Here is a 17166-nt window from a genome sequence, read left to right as displayed (position 1 = left end):
GAGGAGAACTAAGATGCCTAAAAAGACAAATCAGTGGATTCTTCTTTCGGTGCTAGCCCTCATTCTTATCCTCGCTGTGATCATTTTTATTCCAATAGAAAAGAAAATTGTTTTTATCGATAATCGTGAAGGCACATTGGCAGCTTTTATCAAAACGGAAAATGATGCCTTTCAAATCAACTATACGCACTCCATCCACCTTTCTGAAGTGTTGGAAAGCTATAAAATTATGCCGGACAACAGAATCCGGATGGTGGAATTGGAATATGAAGATTTTAATATCGGCATGCCTTCCAATGCAGGAGAAGGAGAGACCTTTGTCGAAAAAGATGGAAAATATCTAATCACGAATATGGAGAGGGAAGTTGACGATTTTCGGCTGTTTGTCGGTGACGTTGACGCTCATCTGTTTTTCTTGGCAGATGGGCATCAATACAATTTAAAGAAGACGCTGGAGCGGGGGAAATCCTATACCATCAAAGTCCAGCGCGTTTCATTATTTGAGCAACTAGAAGGAGTGAGTCTAAATGAGCGATAAACGAACGCCGGAAGAACGGGAAGAAATGAAACTTCCACCAGAAGATGAACATTACATTTCGGAAGAAAAGCAAAAAGAGATTTTGCAAAAATACGATCCGGAGTCCAATACCCGTGATTTAGCAGGAATCATGAAACATGTTGTATTCTTTGGCCTATTAGCATTTTCCATTTTCCAGCTTTACACCGCCATTTTCGGCCAATATACAGCTTATATCCAGCGTTCCATCCACTTAGGATTTGCCCTGTCGCTTATATTCCTGCTATTTCCGGCAGTAAAGCGTAAAGGCATAAAACATAAAGTCGCCATTTACGATTATGTTCTGGCATTACTCGCGATCGGTGTCGGTTTATATTGGCCAATCATGTATGATGATTTAGTTTTCCGGCTAGGACGTGTAACAGAATTGGATCTTATTGTGGGAATTCTGGCGATTTTGCTGACGCTTGAAGCAACTCGCCGCGCAGTAGGCTTGCCAATCACGATCATTTCTTCGGCTTTCTTGGCCTATGCCTTTTTCGGACCTTATTTCCCGGGCTTTTTAAAGCATAGAGGGCAGGATTTAGATTCTGTCATCCAGTTGATGTTCTATACGACTGATGGAATACTCGGGACACCAATCAGTGTTTCCGCTACCTTTATCTTTGTCTTCCTATTATTTGGGGCTTTCCTCGTGAAAACAGGAGTAGGGCAATATTTCAATGACCTCGCTGTTTCACTTGCCGGACATTTGACTGGCGGCCCTGCAAAAGTGGCGATTTTCTCCAGTGCCCTGCAAGGGACGATATCGGGAAGTTCTGTAGCGAACGTTGTAACTTCGGGGTCTTATACGATTCCGATGATGAAAAAATTAGGGTATAAGAAAGAATTTGCAGGAGGCGTTGAAGCGGCTGCTTCGACAGGCGGGCAATTGATGCCGCCGATCATGGGGGCTGCTGCCTTCTTGATGGTTGAATTTATCGGTGGAGTTACGTATTGGGAGATTGCAAAAGCAGCTGCCATTCCGGCACTTCTTTACTTTACCGGTGTTTGGATCATGACCCACTTTGAAGCAAAGCGAATCGGCTTAAAGGGATTAACAAAAGAAGAAATGCCGAATCGCAAAGAAGTCTTGAAGAAAATTTATTTACTTTTGCCGATTGTGGCAATTATCGTGTTCTTATTGATAGGAATCCCGACCATGCACGCGGCTCTTTACGGTATCGTCTTGACAATTTTTGTAAGCGCTTTTGATAAAGAAACTCGTCTAGGGTTTAAAGACATGGTCCATGCGCTTGTGGATGGTGCGAGAACTGCGCTAGCAGTAGCAGCGGCAACTGCAGCTGCTGGTATTATTGTTGGAGTGGTCGTAAAGACTGGCCTTGGCTTAAGCTTAGCGAATGGACTTGTTTCTGCTTCAGGCGGAAATATCCTCTTAACGCTCTTCTTTACAATGCTTGCAGCCATTGTGCTCGGGATGGGTTCGCCGACTACGGCAAACTACGTTATTACGTCGACCATTGCGGCACCGGCGATCATTACTTTGCTGATGATCGGTGAACCGGCAGGAGCGGCAGTGCCATTGGTTATCGCATTGTCAGCCCATCTATTCGTCTTTTATTTCGGAATCATCGCCGATATCACTCCGCCAGTTGCACTTGCAGCCTTTGCAGCTTCTGGGATCTCCGGAGGCGAGCCGATCAAGACCGGGTTTATAGCTGCGAAACTCGCGGCCGCTGCGTTCATTATTCCGTATATGTTTGTATTGAACCCAGCACTGTTGATGATCGATACTACGGTCCCTCAATTAATTATCGTCTTAATCACGGCGATTGCAGGGATGTTAGCGATCGGAGCCGGATTGATCGGGTTCTGGTACCGGAAATTGTACTGGTTTGAAAGAATTCTGGCAGTAGCTACCGGGCTTGCATTGATTTATCCGGAGGGCTATTCAGATGCAATCGGAGCGGTTGTCTTCATCATCCTATTCGTTATCCAATGGCTTGGGCGTGAAAAGAAAGAAGTAAGAACTTCTGAAGCATAAAAGAAAAGACGGCTGGAAGCATTCGCTTTCAGCCGTCTTTTTGGTATGGAAAAAGCCACCACATAAATGTGACGGCTTTTTATAGCAGGCTCTGTTCCTAAAGCCTGCTGCGGGTTTGGCACCCAATGATTCCTACTGGGCTCGAACCAGCGACCTCTACCCTGTCAAGGTAGCGCTCTCCCAGCTGAGCTAAGGAATCTCAATTTCCAGGACAAATATAATTATATCGCGCCCCGGATAAAAGTCAATACTTTATTCGTTTAGAAAGATGCACCATTCGGTTTGGGCTTTTTCCTGCCGAATGGACCAGCATTCGAGTGCAATGCCCTTCCCTTGAAAAGGCGTAAACTCTAAGCTGAGCCGGGCAAATAAGGGTCCCCAAAAAGGCGGGGCGATATTATTGATGACAGTCGCATGCGGCACCCAGTGATCCGGCAAATAGTAATGGTTTTGGCCGGAGAATTCGCGAGTGGACAGGTTTACTGCCCGGTGCAATTCAGCCAAGCTTTTTGTGAAAACCGGAGCCAGGAAGAAACTGCCTTGCTGTTTGAAAAAGCCAAGCGAGTCGAAGGAAAGCGGCAGCTGCTGAAAAGATCCTGCCCACGATTCAATCGCTTTTTTCAGTTCCAGCGGATGCGCTTGTGTATAGGTTTGCAGTGTAATATGCGGCGGGAAAATCTGGTTTGGGTTGATGCTTACCGTTTTGGCTTGATTTTGCAGATTTTCAATGACGCCGGATGATTGGTAATCGAACCTTAAAACAATAGCTTGCATAAATATCCTCCTAAGTCAGCTCCCGGTGCTTCTAAAACCGGCATCTTGTGCTTCTTGTTCTGTGCAGAACCATTCTTCGGGATTGGTCTGTTCGTAAGAGCTTTGGCCGGGCATATGATAGATCTTGCTGCCGCTGCGGCTTATATTCCCTTTTATTGTGCATTTTTTTTCGTAGGATTGGCTAGAAGACGGTGCAGTCGATCCGTAAGCCGCTGCGTTAAATCCGCGGTCAGTTGCATAATTTTCGTATTTCCAAATGCCGATCTCTTTATCTTTAGCTTGTTCTTCGACTTCCTTGAACTCTTCGACGTAGCGGGTGTTCGGCGGATAGATATAAGCGACACGCGCCAATCCGGATGCAAGCATCTGTTCCTGGACACTTTCTCCGTCCACATAAATATACGCGAGGAGCCGGTCGTAGTCATCGTAGCGCCCGCCTTCATCAAATTCAATCGAAACTTCTCCAGAATCGATGATGCGTTTGTTTTCGGCAGTGGCTTCTGCACCGAGCGGCTGTTTGCCGATTGTCGGATGATTGGTCTCCGGTGTATCGATCAGCAAATAGCGCACCGTCTGAGTTTCCCCTTCAAAGTCAATTTTAATCGTATCGCCGTCGATAACAGAAACGACATCCACGGGGATACGGTCTGAAGAAGAGCTGCTTTCTTCTTCAGAGTCGGGAAAAGTGCAAGCGCCCAGTAGAAGCGACAATAAGATTATTCCGATTAATTTTTTCATCTAAATCCCTGCTTCCATTTTTTCATTATATTTTGAATCGATTCGGCTTGCAATCGAAAGCACGTTCGGCTACGTTTAAAAAAAGGAGGGGTTCTATGGAAATCACTTTGCCATTCACTTACGATTTTGATCGGACGCTAGAGCGTTTATCACTGGACCCGCTTCACGCGATCGACCTTTCAGAAAAAGCGGTCAGGCTGCCGATGCCTGAAGGGAATATTGTGAAAGTAAGAGCGACAGGTTCAACCTATCAACCCAGCTTTGAAATTACAGGGGCGAAACCGGATCAACTCGAAGAAATCAAACACATTTTTCATTTTGACCGTTCACTGGAACCTGTATACGAGCATTACCAGAAGACGAATCTCGCCCATCTTTTTCACGAACATCAAGGGACGCCGTTAGTGCGTGAATTTTCCTTATATGGTTCTTTAATGAAAAGCATCATCCATCAGCAATTGAACCTTTCTTTTGCCCACACATTGACAAGCCGGTTTGTCCAGAATTTCGGAGAAGAAAAGGAAGGTGTCTGGTTTTATCCAAACGCTGAGAAAATAGCGAAGCTTGAACCCGCAGACTTAAGAGAGCTGCAGTTTAGTACAAGAAAAGCGGAATATGTCATCGGCTTATCTAAAGCGATTGCAGCTGGCACTTTGCGGCTTGATGAAATGGAAAACCGGACGGATGAAGAGATCACTTCTGAACTGATCGCCTATAGAGGCATTGGCCTTTGGACGGCGCAAAGTTTTCTCATGTTCGGTTTAGGGCGCCCTAATCTATTCCCTTTGGCGGATATCGGACTTCAAAATGCCTTGAAAATCGAATGGCAACGAAGCGAAAAGCCGAAAAAAGAAGAAATTATGGCGCATTTGCCGGATTGGGAACCTTATCTATCGTACGCCGCTTTGTATTTATGGCGAAGCATCGAATAAAAAAATGCAGAATAAAACGCCTTTTCCATTAGTAATCGAAAAGGCGTTTCTATGTACGGATGCGGCAAAGTACGATAATTGATGCTGCCAATTAAGCGTGGTTCTCCATGTCGATTGAGGACGTTGGGTCGAAGTACAAAAAGGACTCCTGTTCAAGATCCGCCAACTTATCTTTGTTCAATCCCACTTCAAGTTCTCCAGAAAAAATAGGTTCCCACCAGTTTGCTTGTTTTTCCATGATCAATTCCTCCTTCGAATTTTCTGTCTTTATTGTTTGACTATTCTATACCCCAAAAGGTTACACTATTAAACAGATAGTCAAAAATTAAGCCAAAGGGCCTTTGGAAAAGAGGGGTTAGATGATAATAATCGGCATTGTGGGAGCTGGAATCGTAGGCGAACGAATCATCAAGCAAATGCTGCAGGAGACAGGCATTGAAATTCGCGGACTTTACGATGAACAGCCAGACAGATTGGCTGCTTTGGAAAAAGAATACAAGATTCCTGTCTACGAGTCTTTGGAAGCGCTGCTGCATGCGGACATCGATTGGCTGTATATCGGGACACCGCCGGCATTCCACGCAGAAATTGCCATAAAGGCAGCGCGCACCGGCGTAAATATTTTATGCGAAAAGCCGTTGGCGCATAACGCGGCAGCTGGAGAAGAGATGGCGCTTGCAGCCAATCAGAACCGGATTCATACAGCGATGCAATTTCCGCTCATGTATTCACCGTCCGTCCACGAAATGGTCAAACGAATCCGCAATAAGAGCATCGGCAAAATTGTCCGCATTGAATTGCAGACCTTCTTTCCGGATTGGCCGCGTCCGTGGCAGCAAAATCCTTGGATTGCTTCAAGAAGCCAAGGCGGATTTGTGCGGGAAGTGTTCCCGCATTATTTGCAATTGATCAACCGGATATTCGGCGGCCTGACAATCCAGTCCCACCAAATTACGTATCCGGAACAGCAAGAACTATGTGAGACGGGTATTATCGCGCATGGCCATTCCGCTGGAGCAATCCCGCTATTGCTTACAGGCATCAGCGGCACGGGGCAAAAAGAATTGCTGGAATTCAAAGTGTACGGAGAAAAAGGCGTATTAACACTCCAAAATTGGTCGGAGCTTTATCTTTCAGAAAAGTACGAGGAACGAAAGCGCCTCGCTGATTTCCCATTAGTACCGAGCTTGTTTGATTCGATGCGGGAGCAGTCGACTTTTCTTGTTCCATTTGAAGAAGGGCTGACAATTCAGCGGCATATCGACCAGCTTCTTGGATCCAAGTGATTTAGGGCTCAATGTAAAGGGTAAAGAGTTTAAGGTGAGACTTTTGAGACGAAGGGGAGAATGGAATGAATTTTACGGCACATGACGTGGAACAGATGATTGAATCTCAACGCGCTTATTATTATACAGGAGCTACAAAACCGGCGGAATTCCGCAAAGCCCAATTGGCCCAATTGAAACAATCGATCAAAAAATACGAACCTGAAGTGCTGGAAGCTTTAAGAAAAGACTTAGGGAAAAGTGAATTTGAAGCCTATTCAACAGAAGTAGGATTTGTCCTAGACAGCATCACCAATATGACGAAAAATTTGGATGAATGGATGGAGCCCGAACCGGTAAAAACACCGATCTACCTGCAGCCGGCCAAAAGTTTTGTAATGCGTGAGCCTTACGGATCGGTCTTGATCATCGGGCCGTTCAATTATCCGTTCCAATTGATCATGGAGCCTTTGATTGGTGCAATGATCGGCGGAAACTGTGCAATCGTCAAGCCATCAGAGACGACGCCGAATGTTGCCGCCATCATCAAAACGATTATCGAAGATGTCTTTCCGCCTTATTATATCCGAGTGGTAGAAGGTGAAAGAGAAGAAGTGACGGCCTTGATCCACGCGAGTTTCGATTACATTTTCTTTACCGGTAGCGTCAATGTCGGGAAAGTCATTATGAAAGCCGCTTCAGAACGGTTAACTCCTATTACGTTGGAACTCGGCGGAAAAAGTCCGGCTATCGTAGACCAGACAGCCAATTTGGATTTGGCTGCCAAACGCATTGCTTGGGGCAAGCTGATGAATACGGGGCAAACTTGTGTAGCGCCTGATTATATTTGTGTACATGAATCCGTTAAAGAAGAGTTTATGAAAAAATTAAAAAAGACCATCCGGAATTTCTACGGCAAAGACGCACAAACAAGCCCCGATTACGGTCGGATTGTCAGCGCGCAGCATTTTGACCGCCTCTCTGCGATCATTGACCAAGAGCAAGGGCAAATTGTCTACGGCGGCCAAAGAGACCGCGACGACCTTTATATGGAGCCGGTTATTCTCGACAACATCCACTGGGATAGCCCTTCTATGGAAGATGAGATATTCGGGCCGATTTTGCCGGTCATCACGTACAATGATCTTCCGGCATTGCTTCGCCAAATCCGTAAATTGCCAAAGCCTTTATCGGCTTATCTTTTCTCGGAAAGTGAACGCGCAATCGAGTTTTTCCTTGATGAACTCCCGTTTGGCGGAGGCTGCATTAATGATACGGTTTCCCATGTCGGCAGTTCGTATCTTCCATTTGGAGGCATTGGAACATCCGGGGTAAATTCCTATCACGGCAAACATAGTTTCGAAACATTCACACATGCCAAATCGATTTTGAAAAAGTCGACGAAACTTTCGACGAATGTGCTTTATCCGCCGTATAAGCAAAAAGTGAAATTTGTGAAAACCTTAATGAAATAAGCGGCCATTTGGTCGCTTTTTTCATTTTAATCCTGCTATGATGGAGCAAAGAGGTGAGATGGATGGACGAACGGATATTGATCGTCGAAGATGAAAAAAGCATTGCTCGCGTTCTAGAACTCGAGCTTACATATGAAGGATATAAAACCGGTGTGGCACTGACTGGAGCTGAAGGGCTGATCCAATTCAGGGAACAGGAATGGGATTTAGTTTTGCTGGATTTGATGCTTCCGGAAATCCATGGATTGGATGTGCTAAAGCGGATCCGTTCCGCTGGAAGTGAAATCCCGGTCATTTTGCTGACAGCAAAAGACGATGTGAAAGACAAAGTTGCGGGATTGGATCTGGGGGCAAATGATTATGTAACAAAGCCTTTTGAAATTGAGGAATTGCTTGCCAGAATCCGTGCCTGTTTAAGGCTTTCGACGGGCAAGAAAAACACGGATCTCCATGTATTCCATGATCTCGAGTTAAATACCGCGACAAGAGAAGTAACAAGAAATGCGCGGACGATTGAATTGACGCCGCGCGAATTCGACCTACTATTGTATTTGATGCAAAATCCTCAGCAAGTGCTTAGCCGGGAGCAAGTATTGAATGCAGTTTGGGGTTATGATTATTTCGGTGATACCAATGTCATTGATGTCTACATCCGCTACCTTCGAAAGAAAATAGACGCAGGCGAAGAGACGACTTATATCCAGACTGTGCGGGGAGTCGGGTATGTCCTGAAGGAGCATGTGAATGAAGCTTAAAACAAAAATCAATATTTGGTCGACGCTGATGATGCTGCTCATCTTGATCGTGTTGATGACCATCATTTATTTCTCGTTCAGCCGACTCGCTTATTCGACTGAAGTCAGCCAGCTTCAAGCGGATGTCGATGCGTTGGTGTCGACATTTAATACAAGCGATACAGCTGACCCGAGTGACATTTTAAGGGGGTATGTTCCGCCAAATGGCTTGATTCAAGCGAAAAGAGAAGGGGGCGAGCTGATTCCAGCTATCCAGGACCCGGATATCACAAATGAATTTCCTGAAGAGTTGCCGGAAAGTTCGGGAACGGTAAAAGTGGAAGGGGATTTGTTTGCCTATGTCACTGCACCGATCATTTGGACGGACGGAGAAATTGCGGAATTGGTTGTGGCGCAGTCTTTAGAAGAAGTGGTCAATAATGCGCGTACCTTGGGGCTCGTCCTCATTACGGTAAGTCTGCTCGCGATGATTCCGATTTTCGTCTCCAGTGTTGTATTGGGGAAAGTGGTGACGAAACCTATCACGGATCTGACAACGACGATGACGCGGATCCAAAAGAGCGGACAGTTTGAAAAATTGCCTATCACCGAGTCATCGAAAGATGAAATCGGGCAGATGGGCAGCACCTTCAATAGCATGATGGAACTGCTCGAGGAAAACTATACGAAACAGGAAGAATTCGTATCCAATGCCTCCCATGAATTAAAAACGCCATTAACGGTGATTGGCAGTTATGCGAAATTATTGCAGCGCCAAGGAATGGACGATCCCAAGCTTGCAGAAGAAGGACTTTTAGCCATCCGGACTGAGACGGACCGGATGAAGGCACTGATTGAACAATTGCTTCACATTGCAAGGCGAAGCGAAACTCAATTGGAGATGGAAACTGTCGATCTGGTTGATTTGGCCAAGCAGACAGCTACTGCGATGTCAACTTCCTATAATCGCGACTTTCAGCTAGTCTCGTCTGAAAACCAAGTAATGGTGACTACCGATCTCGCCAAAATCAAACAATTGATGTACATTCTTTTGGACAATGCAAGAAAATACAGTTCGGATCGGATTGAATTAATCGTCAAAAATGGGGGGATTCCGATGCTGCAAATCCGTGATTATGGAATCGGAATTCCGAAAGAATCGATTCCCTATGTATTTGATCGGTTTTACCGAGTGGATAAAGCGAGAAGCCGGGAAACGGGCGGTTTTGGTTTAGGCTTGTCGCTTGCCAAACAACTTGCAGATAGCATGGGCGTGAGATTGGAAATTGAGAGTGTTGAAGATCTTGGTACGACGATTTCCATCATTTTCTCATCCGATTTTAATGTTGGGGCAGTACAATCTAAGCAGGAGGGATGGTCATGAGTAAAAAACTGATGATGGCCGGTGCTACCATTCTGCTTGGATTGCTTGTCTTCGGTTTTGTGCTGGTTTTTGGCTCTGATGATAATCCGGTCACTGAAACGGAAGCAAGTGCTTCTGTAATTGAGTTGTACGGTGGAGAAGTCGAGCGTACAGAACGTACAAAAGACGGATACACCATTATTTTCAACCGAGATAATGGAAAGTATTCTGCGCAAGTTGATCAATCGACGGGCCGCATTGAATCGTTGGCTTTGCTGGAAAAAGCTGCGGCGACGCCCGTTATAACCGAAAAAGAAGCGAGCGAATCGGCTTTAAAGGAAGTGGACGGGGAAATTGTGCAATCGAGTTTCTCTAAAACACAAAATCAATACGAAGTGGTGGTCGAAAATGAGCAAGAAAAAGCCGTAATTCTTGTTGATGCGAATGGCGGAGCAGTCGTTGACGTTCAAATAGAACCGATTCAACAAAATGAAGCGGAGCCGGCTAACCGGGTAATCACTGAAGCTGAAGCAATTGCAATCGCTAAAAAAACCTTGGACGGGGAAGTTCAGGAGCTGGAGTTCACGGAGACGGAAGACGGCGGATTTTATTTGATTGAAATCGAAAATGACCATACCGATCAAGAAGCGACCATTCGGGTTCATGCCGTCCGAGGCGAGACTTTAACGGTTGAATGGGAAGATTAACGTAATTTCATGATGTTCTCATCAAATTCTCATTTTGCTCTCACAGTCTTCTCAGAAGCGGGGGCTATAGTAAAGATAGAACAAATGAGGAGGAGAAAAGAACATGAAAAAATTTATCTACATTCCCGTAACAGTTGGCGTCTTGGCATTTGGAGGAGTTGTCTTGGCGAACACGCAAAATTCGGAGACGCCAGCAGTGAACTCAACGACAAATCAGGCGGAAAATGGAACTGGTAACAGCGCACAAGAGAATTTCTTATCTTTTGATGAAGTGTCTTCAAAAGCTTTAGGGATTGCAAACGGTACGATTACGGATATTGAATTGGATCAAAATGCGAGAACACCCCATTATGAAGTGGACGTTTGGTATGACGGCTATGACTACGATTTGAAATTTGACGCGGTAACCGGAGAAGTGATGGAACAGAAAAAAGAAAGAGAAGACCGGGACGACGATGATTTTGAAGATAACGGAGTTGCAGCCCCAGCGGATGAAAATTTGATCAGTTCAGACGAAGCCATTAAAGCGGCACAAGCAGTGGCAAAAGGAACTGTCGAAAAAGTCGAGTTGGACCATGAAGATGGCGTAGCTTATTATGAAGTCGAAATTGAAGATGGCAGAACTGATCATGAAATTTACGTCAATGCAACAGACGGCAGCATTTTAGAACATGAAACAGACAACGACGACGATGACGACGATAGAGATTAAAAAAAAAGGAGCCCTGTCGGCTCCTTTTTTATTTTATAGGCAAGACGATAGTTGCTAAAGTGCCGCAGCCCGGCTCGCTTTCAATCGTCAGCGTGCCGCCATGTTCTTGGATGATTTTTTGAGAAACAATTAACCCGAGGCCAGTCCCTGTTTCTTTCGTAGTATAGAAAGGTTCAAAGATCTGACCCAGTTCTTCTTTGGAGATGCCTTTGCCGTGATCTTGCAATAAGATGGCAACCGAATTCTCATCCCGCAGCTCAACAATCAACGAAATCTCTCCAGGATCCTGGCTTGCTTCAATCGCATTTTTCATCAAGTTGATGAGGACTTGCTTGATGCGGTGTTCTTCGCCTTCAATGATGAAATCATCCAGTTCCCAGCAATAATCAAAAAGAATGCCATGTAAATTAAGCTCGGGTCCGAATAAGGCGATCGTGTCGTCTAAAATTTTTCGTAAACTAATCTTTTTAAAAGAAGAGGCTTGCGGTTTTGCCAACACTAAAAACTCACTGATGATTAAATTGATGCGATCCAGTTCAGAACGGATTAACTTCGTATATTCTTTATAGGGATAATCTGCGTCGCTTTGCATCATTTGGACAAAGCCGGAAATGACGGTCATTGGATTCCGGATTTCATGGGCGACGCCTGCCGCAATTTCACCAGCAAGCTTTAATTTTTCAGATTGGACGATTAATTTTTCCGCTTCTTTTTGATAAGAGATGTCACGCGAAATAACGGATGTCGCCACTACATTGCCGCTTTGGTCAATAATGGGTGACAACGTGATTTGAGCGTGAAAGCGGGTGCCGTCTTTTTTGATATCTTCCGTTTCAAGCAGGGAGTAACTTCCGCCTTCTTGGACATGGCGTGTACGGATTTCGGCGTCTATGGCATTTTCGAGTGGATATAATCTAAGCGGTTCCCCGATGCATTCTTCGGAAGTCCAACCATATAATTTTTCAAAAGCCGGATTGATGGCGATGATCCTATTGTCCGAATCGTAGACCGCAATGGCGTCTTTCGCAGTTTCAAAGAATAACTGGAGATAGCCTTCTTTTGAAATCAAGGCTTGTTCCATCGTTTTGTTCTTTTGCTCCAGCTGAGACCAAATCCGGCTGAAATAAATCGAGTGGATGGTAGTCAAGATAAGGACGCTTGCGACAAAAGTGAACAGGGATACGTGAATATAAGCGATGGATGCCCGTCCTGCCAATTCATCGAAAACAAATGCTAAAAGCAGAATCTCAGCAAACGTAATAAGTCCGAGAATGATATTTGGAAAAGTATCGTAATACAAAGCAGAAGCAATGACTGGAATAACAAAAAAGATAATAGTGACAGCTGACAGTGATTCGAAATTCAACATGAAGACGTAGAAATTCATGCATGCAAGTATCAGGATTTGGATGAGCCGAACGTTCAATTTGAGGGTATGCAGCATCCATAATATGCCGAAAGTCAGCAGACCAAAAATTGGCGATGCAAATCCGGTTTCTGGAGTGAACAGCCATCTGCCGAAAAGATGCAGGACGGCGGCACAGCCGTATAAATAAATAAAGAGCTGATTTCTCTTAATATTGGATGATAAAGGTTCCATGCTACACCTCAGTCTATGGGATTAGTCTCAATATTACTATATAATCCCCTGTCAGAACATGGTTGATTTTGATATGATTAATAGACAGGAGGCGTTTATTATGGCATATGAATGGAATAAACAGGAAACGCTCAGTGTTTTAAAGGAACTAGTTGAAATTCCAAGTCCATCGGGCTACACGATGGAAGTGATGAAATCGGTGAAAAAAAGATTTGATCTATGGAATATTGAATACACCGCGACGAATAAAGGCAGCATTATCGCAACAGTGCGAGGAAAAGACGACACCCGCCACCGGTTATTGACAGCCCATGTCGATACGCTAGGAGCTATGGTCAAAGACATTAAACCAAGTGGCCGATTGAAGCTTTCATTAGTCGGTGGATTCCGGTTCAACGCAATCGAAGGGGAGAACTGCCTTATCCATAAAGCGGATGGTTCCGTTGTTTCAGGCACCATTTTGATGCATCAAACGACGGTGCATGTATACAAAGATGCGGGAACCGCAGACCGCGATGAAAACAATATGGAAGTCCGGTTGGATGAGAAAGCATTTTCTGCAGAAGATGTCCGGAATCTGGGCATTGAAGTCGGCGATTTTGTTTCTTTCCACCCGCGCTACACCGAAACAGCATCCGGTTTCGTTAAATCGCGCCATTTGGATGATAAGGCAAGTACGGCATTATTGCTTCAATTAGTGAAGCACTTAAAAGATACGGAAGAGCAATTGCCGTATACAACCCATTTTTACATATCGAATAATGAAGAAATCGGCTATGGCGGCAACTCCAATATCACACCTGAAACAGTCGAATATATTGCAGTAGACATGGGAGCGATCGGAGACGGGCAGGCTTCAGATGAATATACGGTATCTATTTGTGCCAAAGATTCGAGCGGCCCCTACCATTACGGTTTAACACGCCATTTAATCGCTTTGGCCAAAGACAATCACATTGATTATAAAGTTGATATATACCCGTATTATGGATCGGATGCTTCTGCAGCAATCGGTGCCGGCCATGATATTAAGCACGCTTTATTCGGTCCGGGAATAGAAGCTTCCCATTCTTATGAACGGACCCATATTGATTCGTTGAAAGCGGCAGCAGCCTTGCTGCATGCATACGTATTTTCACCGATGGTTACAGAGTAGGAGGAAGATCATGAAAACACAAGAATTGCTCACAAGCATGCCTTATACAAAAATCATCGGCACGCTACCGGAAACGATTGAACATTTAGCAATGGATTCCCGGGAAGTGAGAAACGGTTCATTATTTGTCTGCATTAAAGGCTATACGGTAGACGGCCATGATTTTGCTGCGCAAGCAGCTGCACAAGGTGCAGTTCTTTTTGTAGCTGAAAAGCCAATAGATGTCAAAGGGGCTTCTGTCATAATTGTAGAAGATACGGACCGGGCGCTGGGATTGCTATCTGCAAAATTCTACGGCTATCCGTCCAAATCCCTTCAAATGATTGGCGTTACCGGCACAAACGGGAAAACAAGTGTAGCTGGAATGATTCATGCCATGTTGATGGAACTGAATGAAAGTTCTGCCTTAACCGGGACAATCGGCTTTAATTTGAATGGCGAACTTCACCAATCAGCAAATACGACAAGCGATGCATTGACCACACAAGCAATGATATCCCAGGCAAAAGAAGCAGGGTGTTCCCATATGACGATGGAAGTATCTTCTCATGGGTTGGTGCTAGGGAGACTTGCGGGAGTGGAATTCAATACAGCCATTTTCACGAACCTGACACACGACCATTTGGATTTCCACGGCACGATGCAAGAATACGGCCATGCGAAAGGCTTGCTTTTCTCTCAGCTGGGACAAAATTTGCAAGAGAAAAAGCAGGCGGTATTGAACGCCGACGATCCATGGTCGGAAAAATATGCAGAGATGACGGCTCATCCGGTGTATACATATGGCATCGAGCAGCCAGCCCAGTTCAAAGCAAGTGAGATCGAAATGGACCATCAAGGGACGCGTTTTACATTGACAAGCCCTCAAGGCGAATTTAATGTATCGATGAAATTGCTCGGCCATTTCAATGTTTCAAATGCACTTGCGGCCATCACGGCATTAGCTGCTGAAAATTATCCGATGGAAGAAATCATTGCAGCATTATCCCGAATCCAACCGGTCGAAGGACGGATGCAAAAAGTAGAACTGGATGCACCGATTTCCATCTTCATCGATTATGCCCATACACCGGATGCGATTGAAAAAGCGATTGATGCGGTAAAAGATTTTAAAACGAATCGGGTTATTTTCCTTGTAGGAACCGGCGGAAACCGCGATAAGACGAAGCGGCCAATCATGGCAGAAAAAGCTTCTGCTGCTGAGTATGTTGTCCTCACAACCGACGATCCTCGATTTGAGGAAGATGACAGCATTTTAAACGATTTAAAAGCGGGGATGAAACATGGGGGATTCGCTTGCATAGGCGACCGTGCAGAAGCGGTTAAACACGCAATTGCCGAAGCAGAACCAGGCGATATCATTATTTTGGCAGGCAAAGGCCATGAAGATTACCAAATTATCGGATCGACGAAGTATCCGCACAGCGACAAAGAAATTGCAGTAAAAGAAGCCCTAAAGAAATTTAGTTAAAAAGAAGCCACACTTGGCTTCTTTTTTTCTGGAGTGGCGGTGAAATTTCCTTGTCTTTTTCCCGTCGCTTCTCTAATATGAATAGAGTAGAATTAAAGGAGCGTATATGATGTCAGACCAATTAAAAAATGAAATATTAAATAGAAGAACTTTTGCAATCATCTCTCACCCGGATGCCGGGAAAACGACGTTAACGGAGAAATTGCTCTTATTCGGCGGCGCAATTCGCGATGCCGGAACAGTAAAAGGGAAGAAGTCAGGGAAATTTGCGACTTCTGACTGGATGGAAATCGAGAAGCAGCGCGGAATTTCCGTAACATCTTCTGTGATGCAATTCGATTATGATGGACATCGTGTCAATATCCTGGATACCCCTGGACACCAAGATTTCAGTGAAGACACTTACCGTACGCTGATGGCTGTGGATAGCGCGGTCATGATTATTGATGTAGCAAAAGGTATCGAAGCACAGACAGTGAAATTATTCAAAGTCTGCAAAATGCGCGGGATTCCGATCTTCACTTTTATCAATAAAATGGACCGCCAAGGAAAAGAACCGCTTGAACTCATGGAAGAATTGGAAGAAGTCCTTGGTATCCAGTCGTATGCGATGAACTGGCCAATCGGCATGGGGAAAGAATTTCTTGGAATTTACGATCGCTTCAACAAGCGGATTGAGCCATTCCGTTCACAAGGCAACCGCTTTTTAGCGTTGGATGAAAATGGCCAATTAGCTGAAGAACATGAGATGACGAAAACGTCTTATTACACTCAAGCGATGGAAGATATTGAATTGCTGGAAGAAGCCGGCAACGAATTCTCCATCGACCGCGTGAAAAAAGGCGAATTGACGCCAGTCTTTTTCGGTTCCGCTTTAGGGAATTTTGGAGTGGAAACCTTCTTGGAAACGTATCTTCAGTTTGCTCCGCCGCCGCAAGCGCGCGAAACGCAAGAGAAAGAAGAAATCAGCCCAGTAGAAAATCCATTCTCTGGTTTTGTCTTTAAAATTCAAGCGAATATGAATCCGGCCCACCGGGACCGCATTGCTTTTGTGCGCATCGTTTCAGGAAAGTTCGAAAGAGGGATGAATGTCACACTTGCAAGAACCGGAAAATCGTTTAAATTATCGCAGACTACCCAGTTCTTGGCGGATGACCGCGAAACCGTAACAGAAGCTGTGGCGGGAGACATTATCGGTTTGCATGATGTCGGCAACTACCAAATCGGCGATACAATTACGAGCGGCAAAAAGTTTGAATTCGAAAGCTTGCCGCAGTTCACGCCAGAGTTGTTCATGAAAGTAACAGCGAAAAACGTTATGAAACAAAAGCATTTCCACAAAGGGATTTTGCAATTGGTTCAAGAAGGCGCCATCCAGTATTACAAAACCCTCCATCTCGAAGAAGTCATTCTCGGAGCTGTTGGGCAACTGCAATTTGAAGTGTTCGAACACCGCATGAAAAATGAATACAATGTGGATGTCCGTATGGAGCCCGTCGGCAATAAAATTGCCCGTTGGATCGAAAACGAAGCAGATGTAAAAGAATCGATGTCTAGCAGCCGGTCGATGTTAGTGAAAGATCGCCATGACAATTTAGTCTTCTTATTTGAAAATGAATTTGCAACACGTTGGTTCCAGGACAAAAATCCTGAAATCAAACTTTACAGCTTATTATAA

16 protein-coding genes and 1 tRNA gene are annotated in these 17166 nt (G+C 44.9%); 12 read left to right on the top strand and 5 right to left on the bottom strand.

Going from position 1 to position 17166, the window contains the following annotated elements:
* Positions 1–13 precede the first annotated feature (13 nt).
* Both NFU07_RS03755 and NFU07_RS03750 read left to right on the top strand, forming a co-directional pair.
* A complete protein-coding gene (locus tag NFU07_RS03755; RefSeq protein ID WP_251474886.1) occupies positions 14–538 on the top strand; it encodes a DUF1850 domain-containing protein in 525 nt (174 codons plus the stop codon).
* Complete coding sequence (locus tag NFU07_RS03750) at positions 528–2561, top strand: TRAP transporter permease (RefSeq protein WP_251474883.1); 2034 nt, start codon at positions 528–530, stop codon at positions 2559–2561. The genes NFU07_RS03755 and NFU07_RS03750 overlap by 11 nt, the downstream gene beginning before the upstream one ends.
* A gap of 126 nt (positions 2562–2687) precedes the next feature.
* Here the strand turns inward: NFU07_RS03750 and NFU07_RS03745 are convergent.
* The 3 genes from NFU07_RS03745 to NFU07_RS03735 all read right to left on the bottom strand — a co-directional run bounded on the left by NFU07_RS03745 (position 2688) and on the right by NFU07_RS03735 (position 4073).
* Positions 2688–2760 (bottom strand) — tRNA-Val (locus NFU07_RS03745).
* Positions 2761–2813: 53 nt separating this feature from the next.
* Positions 2814–3335, bottom strand: a complete 522-nt coding sequence (locus NFU07_RS03740; RefSeq protein WP_251474879.1) for a 2'-5' RNA ligase family protein — start codon at positions 3333–3335, stop codon at positions 2814–2816.
* A 15-nt stretch (positions 3336–3350) separates the two neighbouring features.
* Entirely contained in the window at positions 3351–4073 is a 723-nt protein-coding gene (locus NFU07_RS03735; protein WP_251474877.1) for a thermonuclease family protein, read from the bottom strand.
* 95 nt (positions 4074–4168) lie between these two features.
* Here NFU07_RS03735 and NFU07_RS03730 point away from each other — a divergent pair, with 95 nt between their 5' ends.
* Positions 4169–5005: a DNA-3-methyladenine glycosylase family protein gene (locus tag NFU07_RS03730; RefSeq protein WP_251474874.1), complete on the top strand. Its 837-nt coding sequence runs from the start codon at positions 4169–4171 to the stop codon at positions 5003–5005.
* 91 nt (positions 5006–5096) lie between these two features.
* On the opposite strand, the gene NFU07_RS03725 is transcribed toward NFU07_RS03730, so the two are convergent.
* Entirely contained in the window at positions 5097–5243 is a 147-nt protein-coding gene (locus tag NFU07_RS03725) for a hypothetical protein (protein WP_251474860.1), read from the bottom strand.
* Positions 5244–5364: 121 nt separating this feature from the next.
* On the opposite strand from NFU07_RS03725, the gene NFU07_RS03720 reads away from it, so the two are divergent.
* From NFU07_RS03720 to NFU07_RS03695, 6 genes are all read left to right on the top strand, one after another.
* Complete coding sequence (locus tag NFU07_RS03720; protein WP_251474858.1) at positions 5365–6291, top strand: Gfo/Idh/MocA family protein; 927 nt, start codon at positions 5365–5367, stop codon at positions 6289–6291.
* A 65-nt stretch (positions 6292–6356) separates the two neighbouring features.
* Positions 6357–7745: an aldehyde dehydrogenase gene (locus NFU07_RS03715; RefSeq protein ID WP_251474857.1), complete on the top strand. Its 1389-nt coding sequence runs from the start codon at positions 6357–6359 to the stop codon at positions 7743–7745.
* A 62-nt stretch (positions 7746–7807) separates the two neighbouring features.
* On the top strand, positions 7808–8500 hold the full coding sequence (locus NFU07_RS03710; protein WP_251474855.1) for a response regulator transcription factor: 693 nt from the start codon (positions 7808–7810) through the stop codon (positions 8498–8500).
* Positions 8490–9863, top strand: coding sequence for a sensor histidine kinase (locus NFU07_RS03705; protein WP_251474853.1), 1374 nt, complete (start codon positions 8490–8492; stop codon positions 9861–9863). Before NFU07_RS03710 ends, NFU07_RS03705 begins: the two co-directional genes overlap by 11 nt.
* The gene (locus NFU07_RS03700; protein ID WP_251474851.1) at positions 9860–10549 is read left to right on the top strand and encodes a PepSY domain-containing protein; all 690 of its coding nucleotides are present in this window, start codon (positions 9860–9862) and stop codon (positions 10547–10549) included. The genes NFU07_RS03705 and NFU07_RS03700 overlap by 4 nt, the downstream gene beginning before the upstream one ends.
* Before the next feature lie 103 nt (positions 10550–10652).
* Complete coding sequence (locus NFU07_RS03695; protein WP_251474839.1) at positions 10653–11261, top strand: PepSY domain-containing protein; 609 nt, start codon at positions 10653–10655, stop codon at positions 11259–11261.
* 28 nt (positions 11262–11289) lie between these two features.
* Here NFU07_RS03695 and NFU07_RS03690 read toward each other — a convergent pair whose 3' ends face one another.
* A complete protein-coding gene (locus NFU07_RS03690; RefSeq protein WP_251474836.1) occupies positions 11290–12861 on the bottom strand; it encodes an ATP-binding protein in 1572 nt (523 codons plus the stop codon).
* A gap of 100 nt (positions 12862–12961) precedes the next feature.
* Here NFU07_RS03690 and NFU07_RS03685 point away from each other — a divergent pair, with 100 nt between their 5' ends.
* The 3 genes from NFU07_RS03685 to NFU07_RS03675 all read left to right on the top strand — a co-directional run bounded on the left by NFU07_RS03685 (position 12962) and on the right by NFU07_RS03675 (position 17166).
* Positions 12962–14017: a M42 family metallopeptidase gene (locus NFU07_RS03685; protein ID WP_235196720.1), complete on the top strand. Its 1056-nt coding sequence runs from the start codon at positions 12962–12964 to the stop codon at positions 14015–14017.
* Positions 14018–14027: 10 nt separating this feature from the next.
* The gene (locus tag NFU07_RS03680; protein WP_251474832.1) at positions 14028–15488 is read left to right on the top strand and encodes a UDP-N-acetylmuramoyl-L-alanyl-D-glutamate--2,6-diaminopimelate ligase; all 1461 of its coding nucleotides are present in this window, start codon (positions 14028–14030) and stop codon (positions 15486–15488) included.
* A 109-nt stretch (positions 15489–15597) separates the two neighbouring features.
* Positions 15598–17166, top strand: coding sequence for a peptide chain release factor 3 (locus tag NFU07_RS03675; protein WP_251474829.1), 1569 nt, complete (start codon positions 15598–15600; stop codon positions 17164–17166).

Source organism: Planococcus sp. NCCP-2050 (assembly GCF_023708025.1).
In the GTDB taxonomy this organism is placed as follows: Bacteria; Bacillota; Bacilli; order Bacillales_A; family Planococcaceae; genus Planococcus.
Note: the sequence above shows the minus strand (reverse complement) of the source record. Positions and strands in the feature narration are given on the sequence as shown.

What these genes read in the sequence shown, in the direction of transcription:
- NFU07_RS03685 (WP_235196720.1), top strand. Translation starts at nt 12,962, where the DNA reads ATGGCATATGAATGGAATAAACAGGAAACGCTCAGTGTTTTAAAGGAA.
- NFU07_RS03695 (WP_251474839.1), top strand. Translation starts at nt 10,653, where the DNA reads ATGAAAAAATTTATCTACATTCCCGTAACAGTTGGCGTCTTGGCATTT.
- NFU07_RS03740 (WP_251474879.1), bottom strand. Translation starts at nt 3,335, where the DNA reads ATGCAAGCTATTGTTTTAAGGTTCGATTACCAATCATCCGGCGTCATT.
- NFU07_RS03675 (WP_251474829.1), top strand. Translation starts at nt 15,598, where the DNA reads ATGTCAGACCAATTAAAAAATGAAATATTAAATAGAAGAACTTTTGCA.
- NFU07_RS03735 (WP_251474877.1), bottom strand. Translation starts at nt 4,073, where the DNA reads ATGAAAAAATTAATCGGAATAATCTTATTGTCGCTTCTACTGGGCGCT.
- NFU07_RS03700 (WP_251474851.1), top strand. Translation starts at nt 9,860, where the DNA reads ATGAGTAAAAAACTGATGATGGCCGGTGCTACCATTCTGCTTGGATTG.
- NFU07_RS03715 (WP_251474857.1), top strand. Translation starts at nt 6,357, where the DNA reads ATGAATTTTACGGCACATGACGTGGAACAGATGATTGAATCTCAACGC.
- NFU07_RS03725 (WP_251474860.1), bottom strand. Translation starts at nt 5,243, where the DNA reads ATGGAAAAACAAGCAAACTGGTGGGAACCTATTTTTTCTGGAGAACTT.
- NFU07_RS03730 (WP_251474874.1), top strand. Translation starts at nt 4,169, where the DNA reads ATGGAAATCACTTTGCCATTCACTTACGATTTTGATCGGACGCTAGAG.
- NFU07_RS03720 (WP_251474858.1), top strand. Translation starts at nt 5,365, where the DNA reads ATGATAATAATCGGCATTGTGGGAGCTGGAATCGTAGGCGAACGAATC.
- NFU07_RS03750 (WP_251474883.1), top strand. Translation starts at nt 528, where the DNA reads ATGAGCGATAAACGAACGCCGGAAGAACGGGAAGAAATGAAACTTCCA.
- NFU07_RS03755 (WP_251474886.1), top strand. Translation starts at nt 14, where the DNA reads ATGCCTAAAAAGACAAATCAGTGGATTCTTCTTTCGGTGCTAGCCCTC.
- NFU07_RS03705 (WP_251474853.1), top strand. Translation starts at nt 8,490, where the DNA reads ATGAAGCTTAAAACAAAAATCAATATTTGGTCGACGCTGATGATGCTG.
- NFU07_RS03710 (WP_251474855.1), top strand. Translation starts at nt 7,808, where the DNA reads ATGGACGAACGGATATTGATCGTCGAAGATGAAAAAAGCATTGCTCGC.
- NFU07_RS03690 (WP_251474836.1), bottom strand. Translation starts at nt 12,861, where the DNA reads ATGGAACCTTTATCATCCAATATTAAGAGAAATCAGCTCTTTATTTAT.
- NFU07_RS03680 (WP_251474832.1), top strand. Translation starts at nt 14,028, where the DNA reads ATGAAAACACAAGAATTGCTCACAAGCATGCCTTATACAAAAATCATC.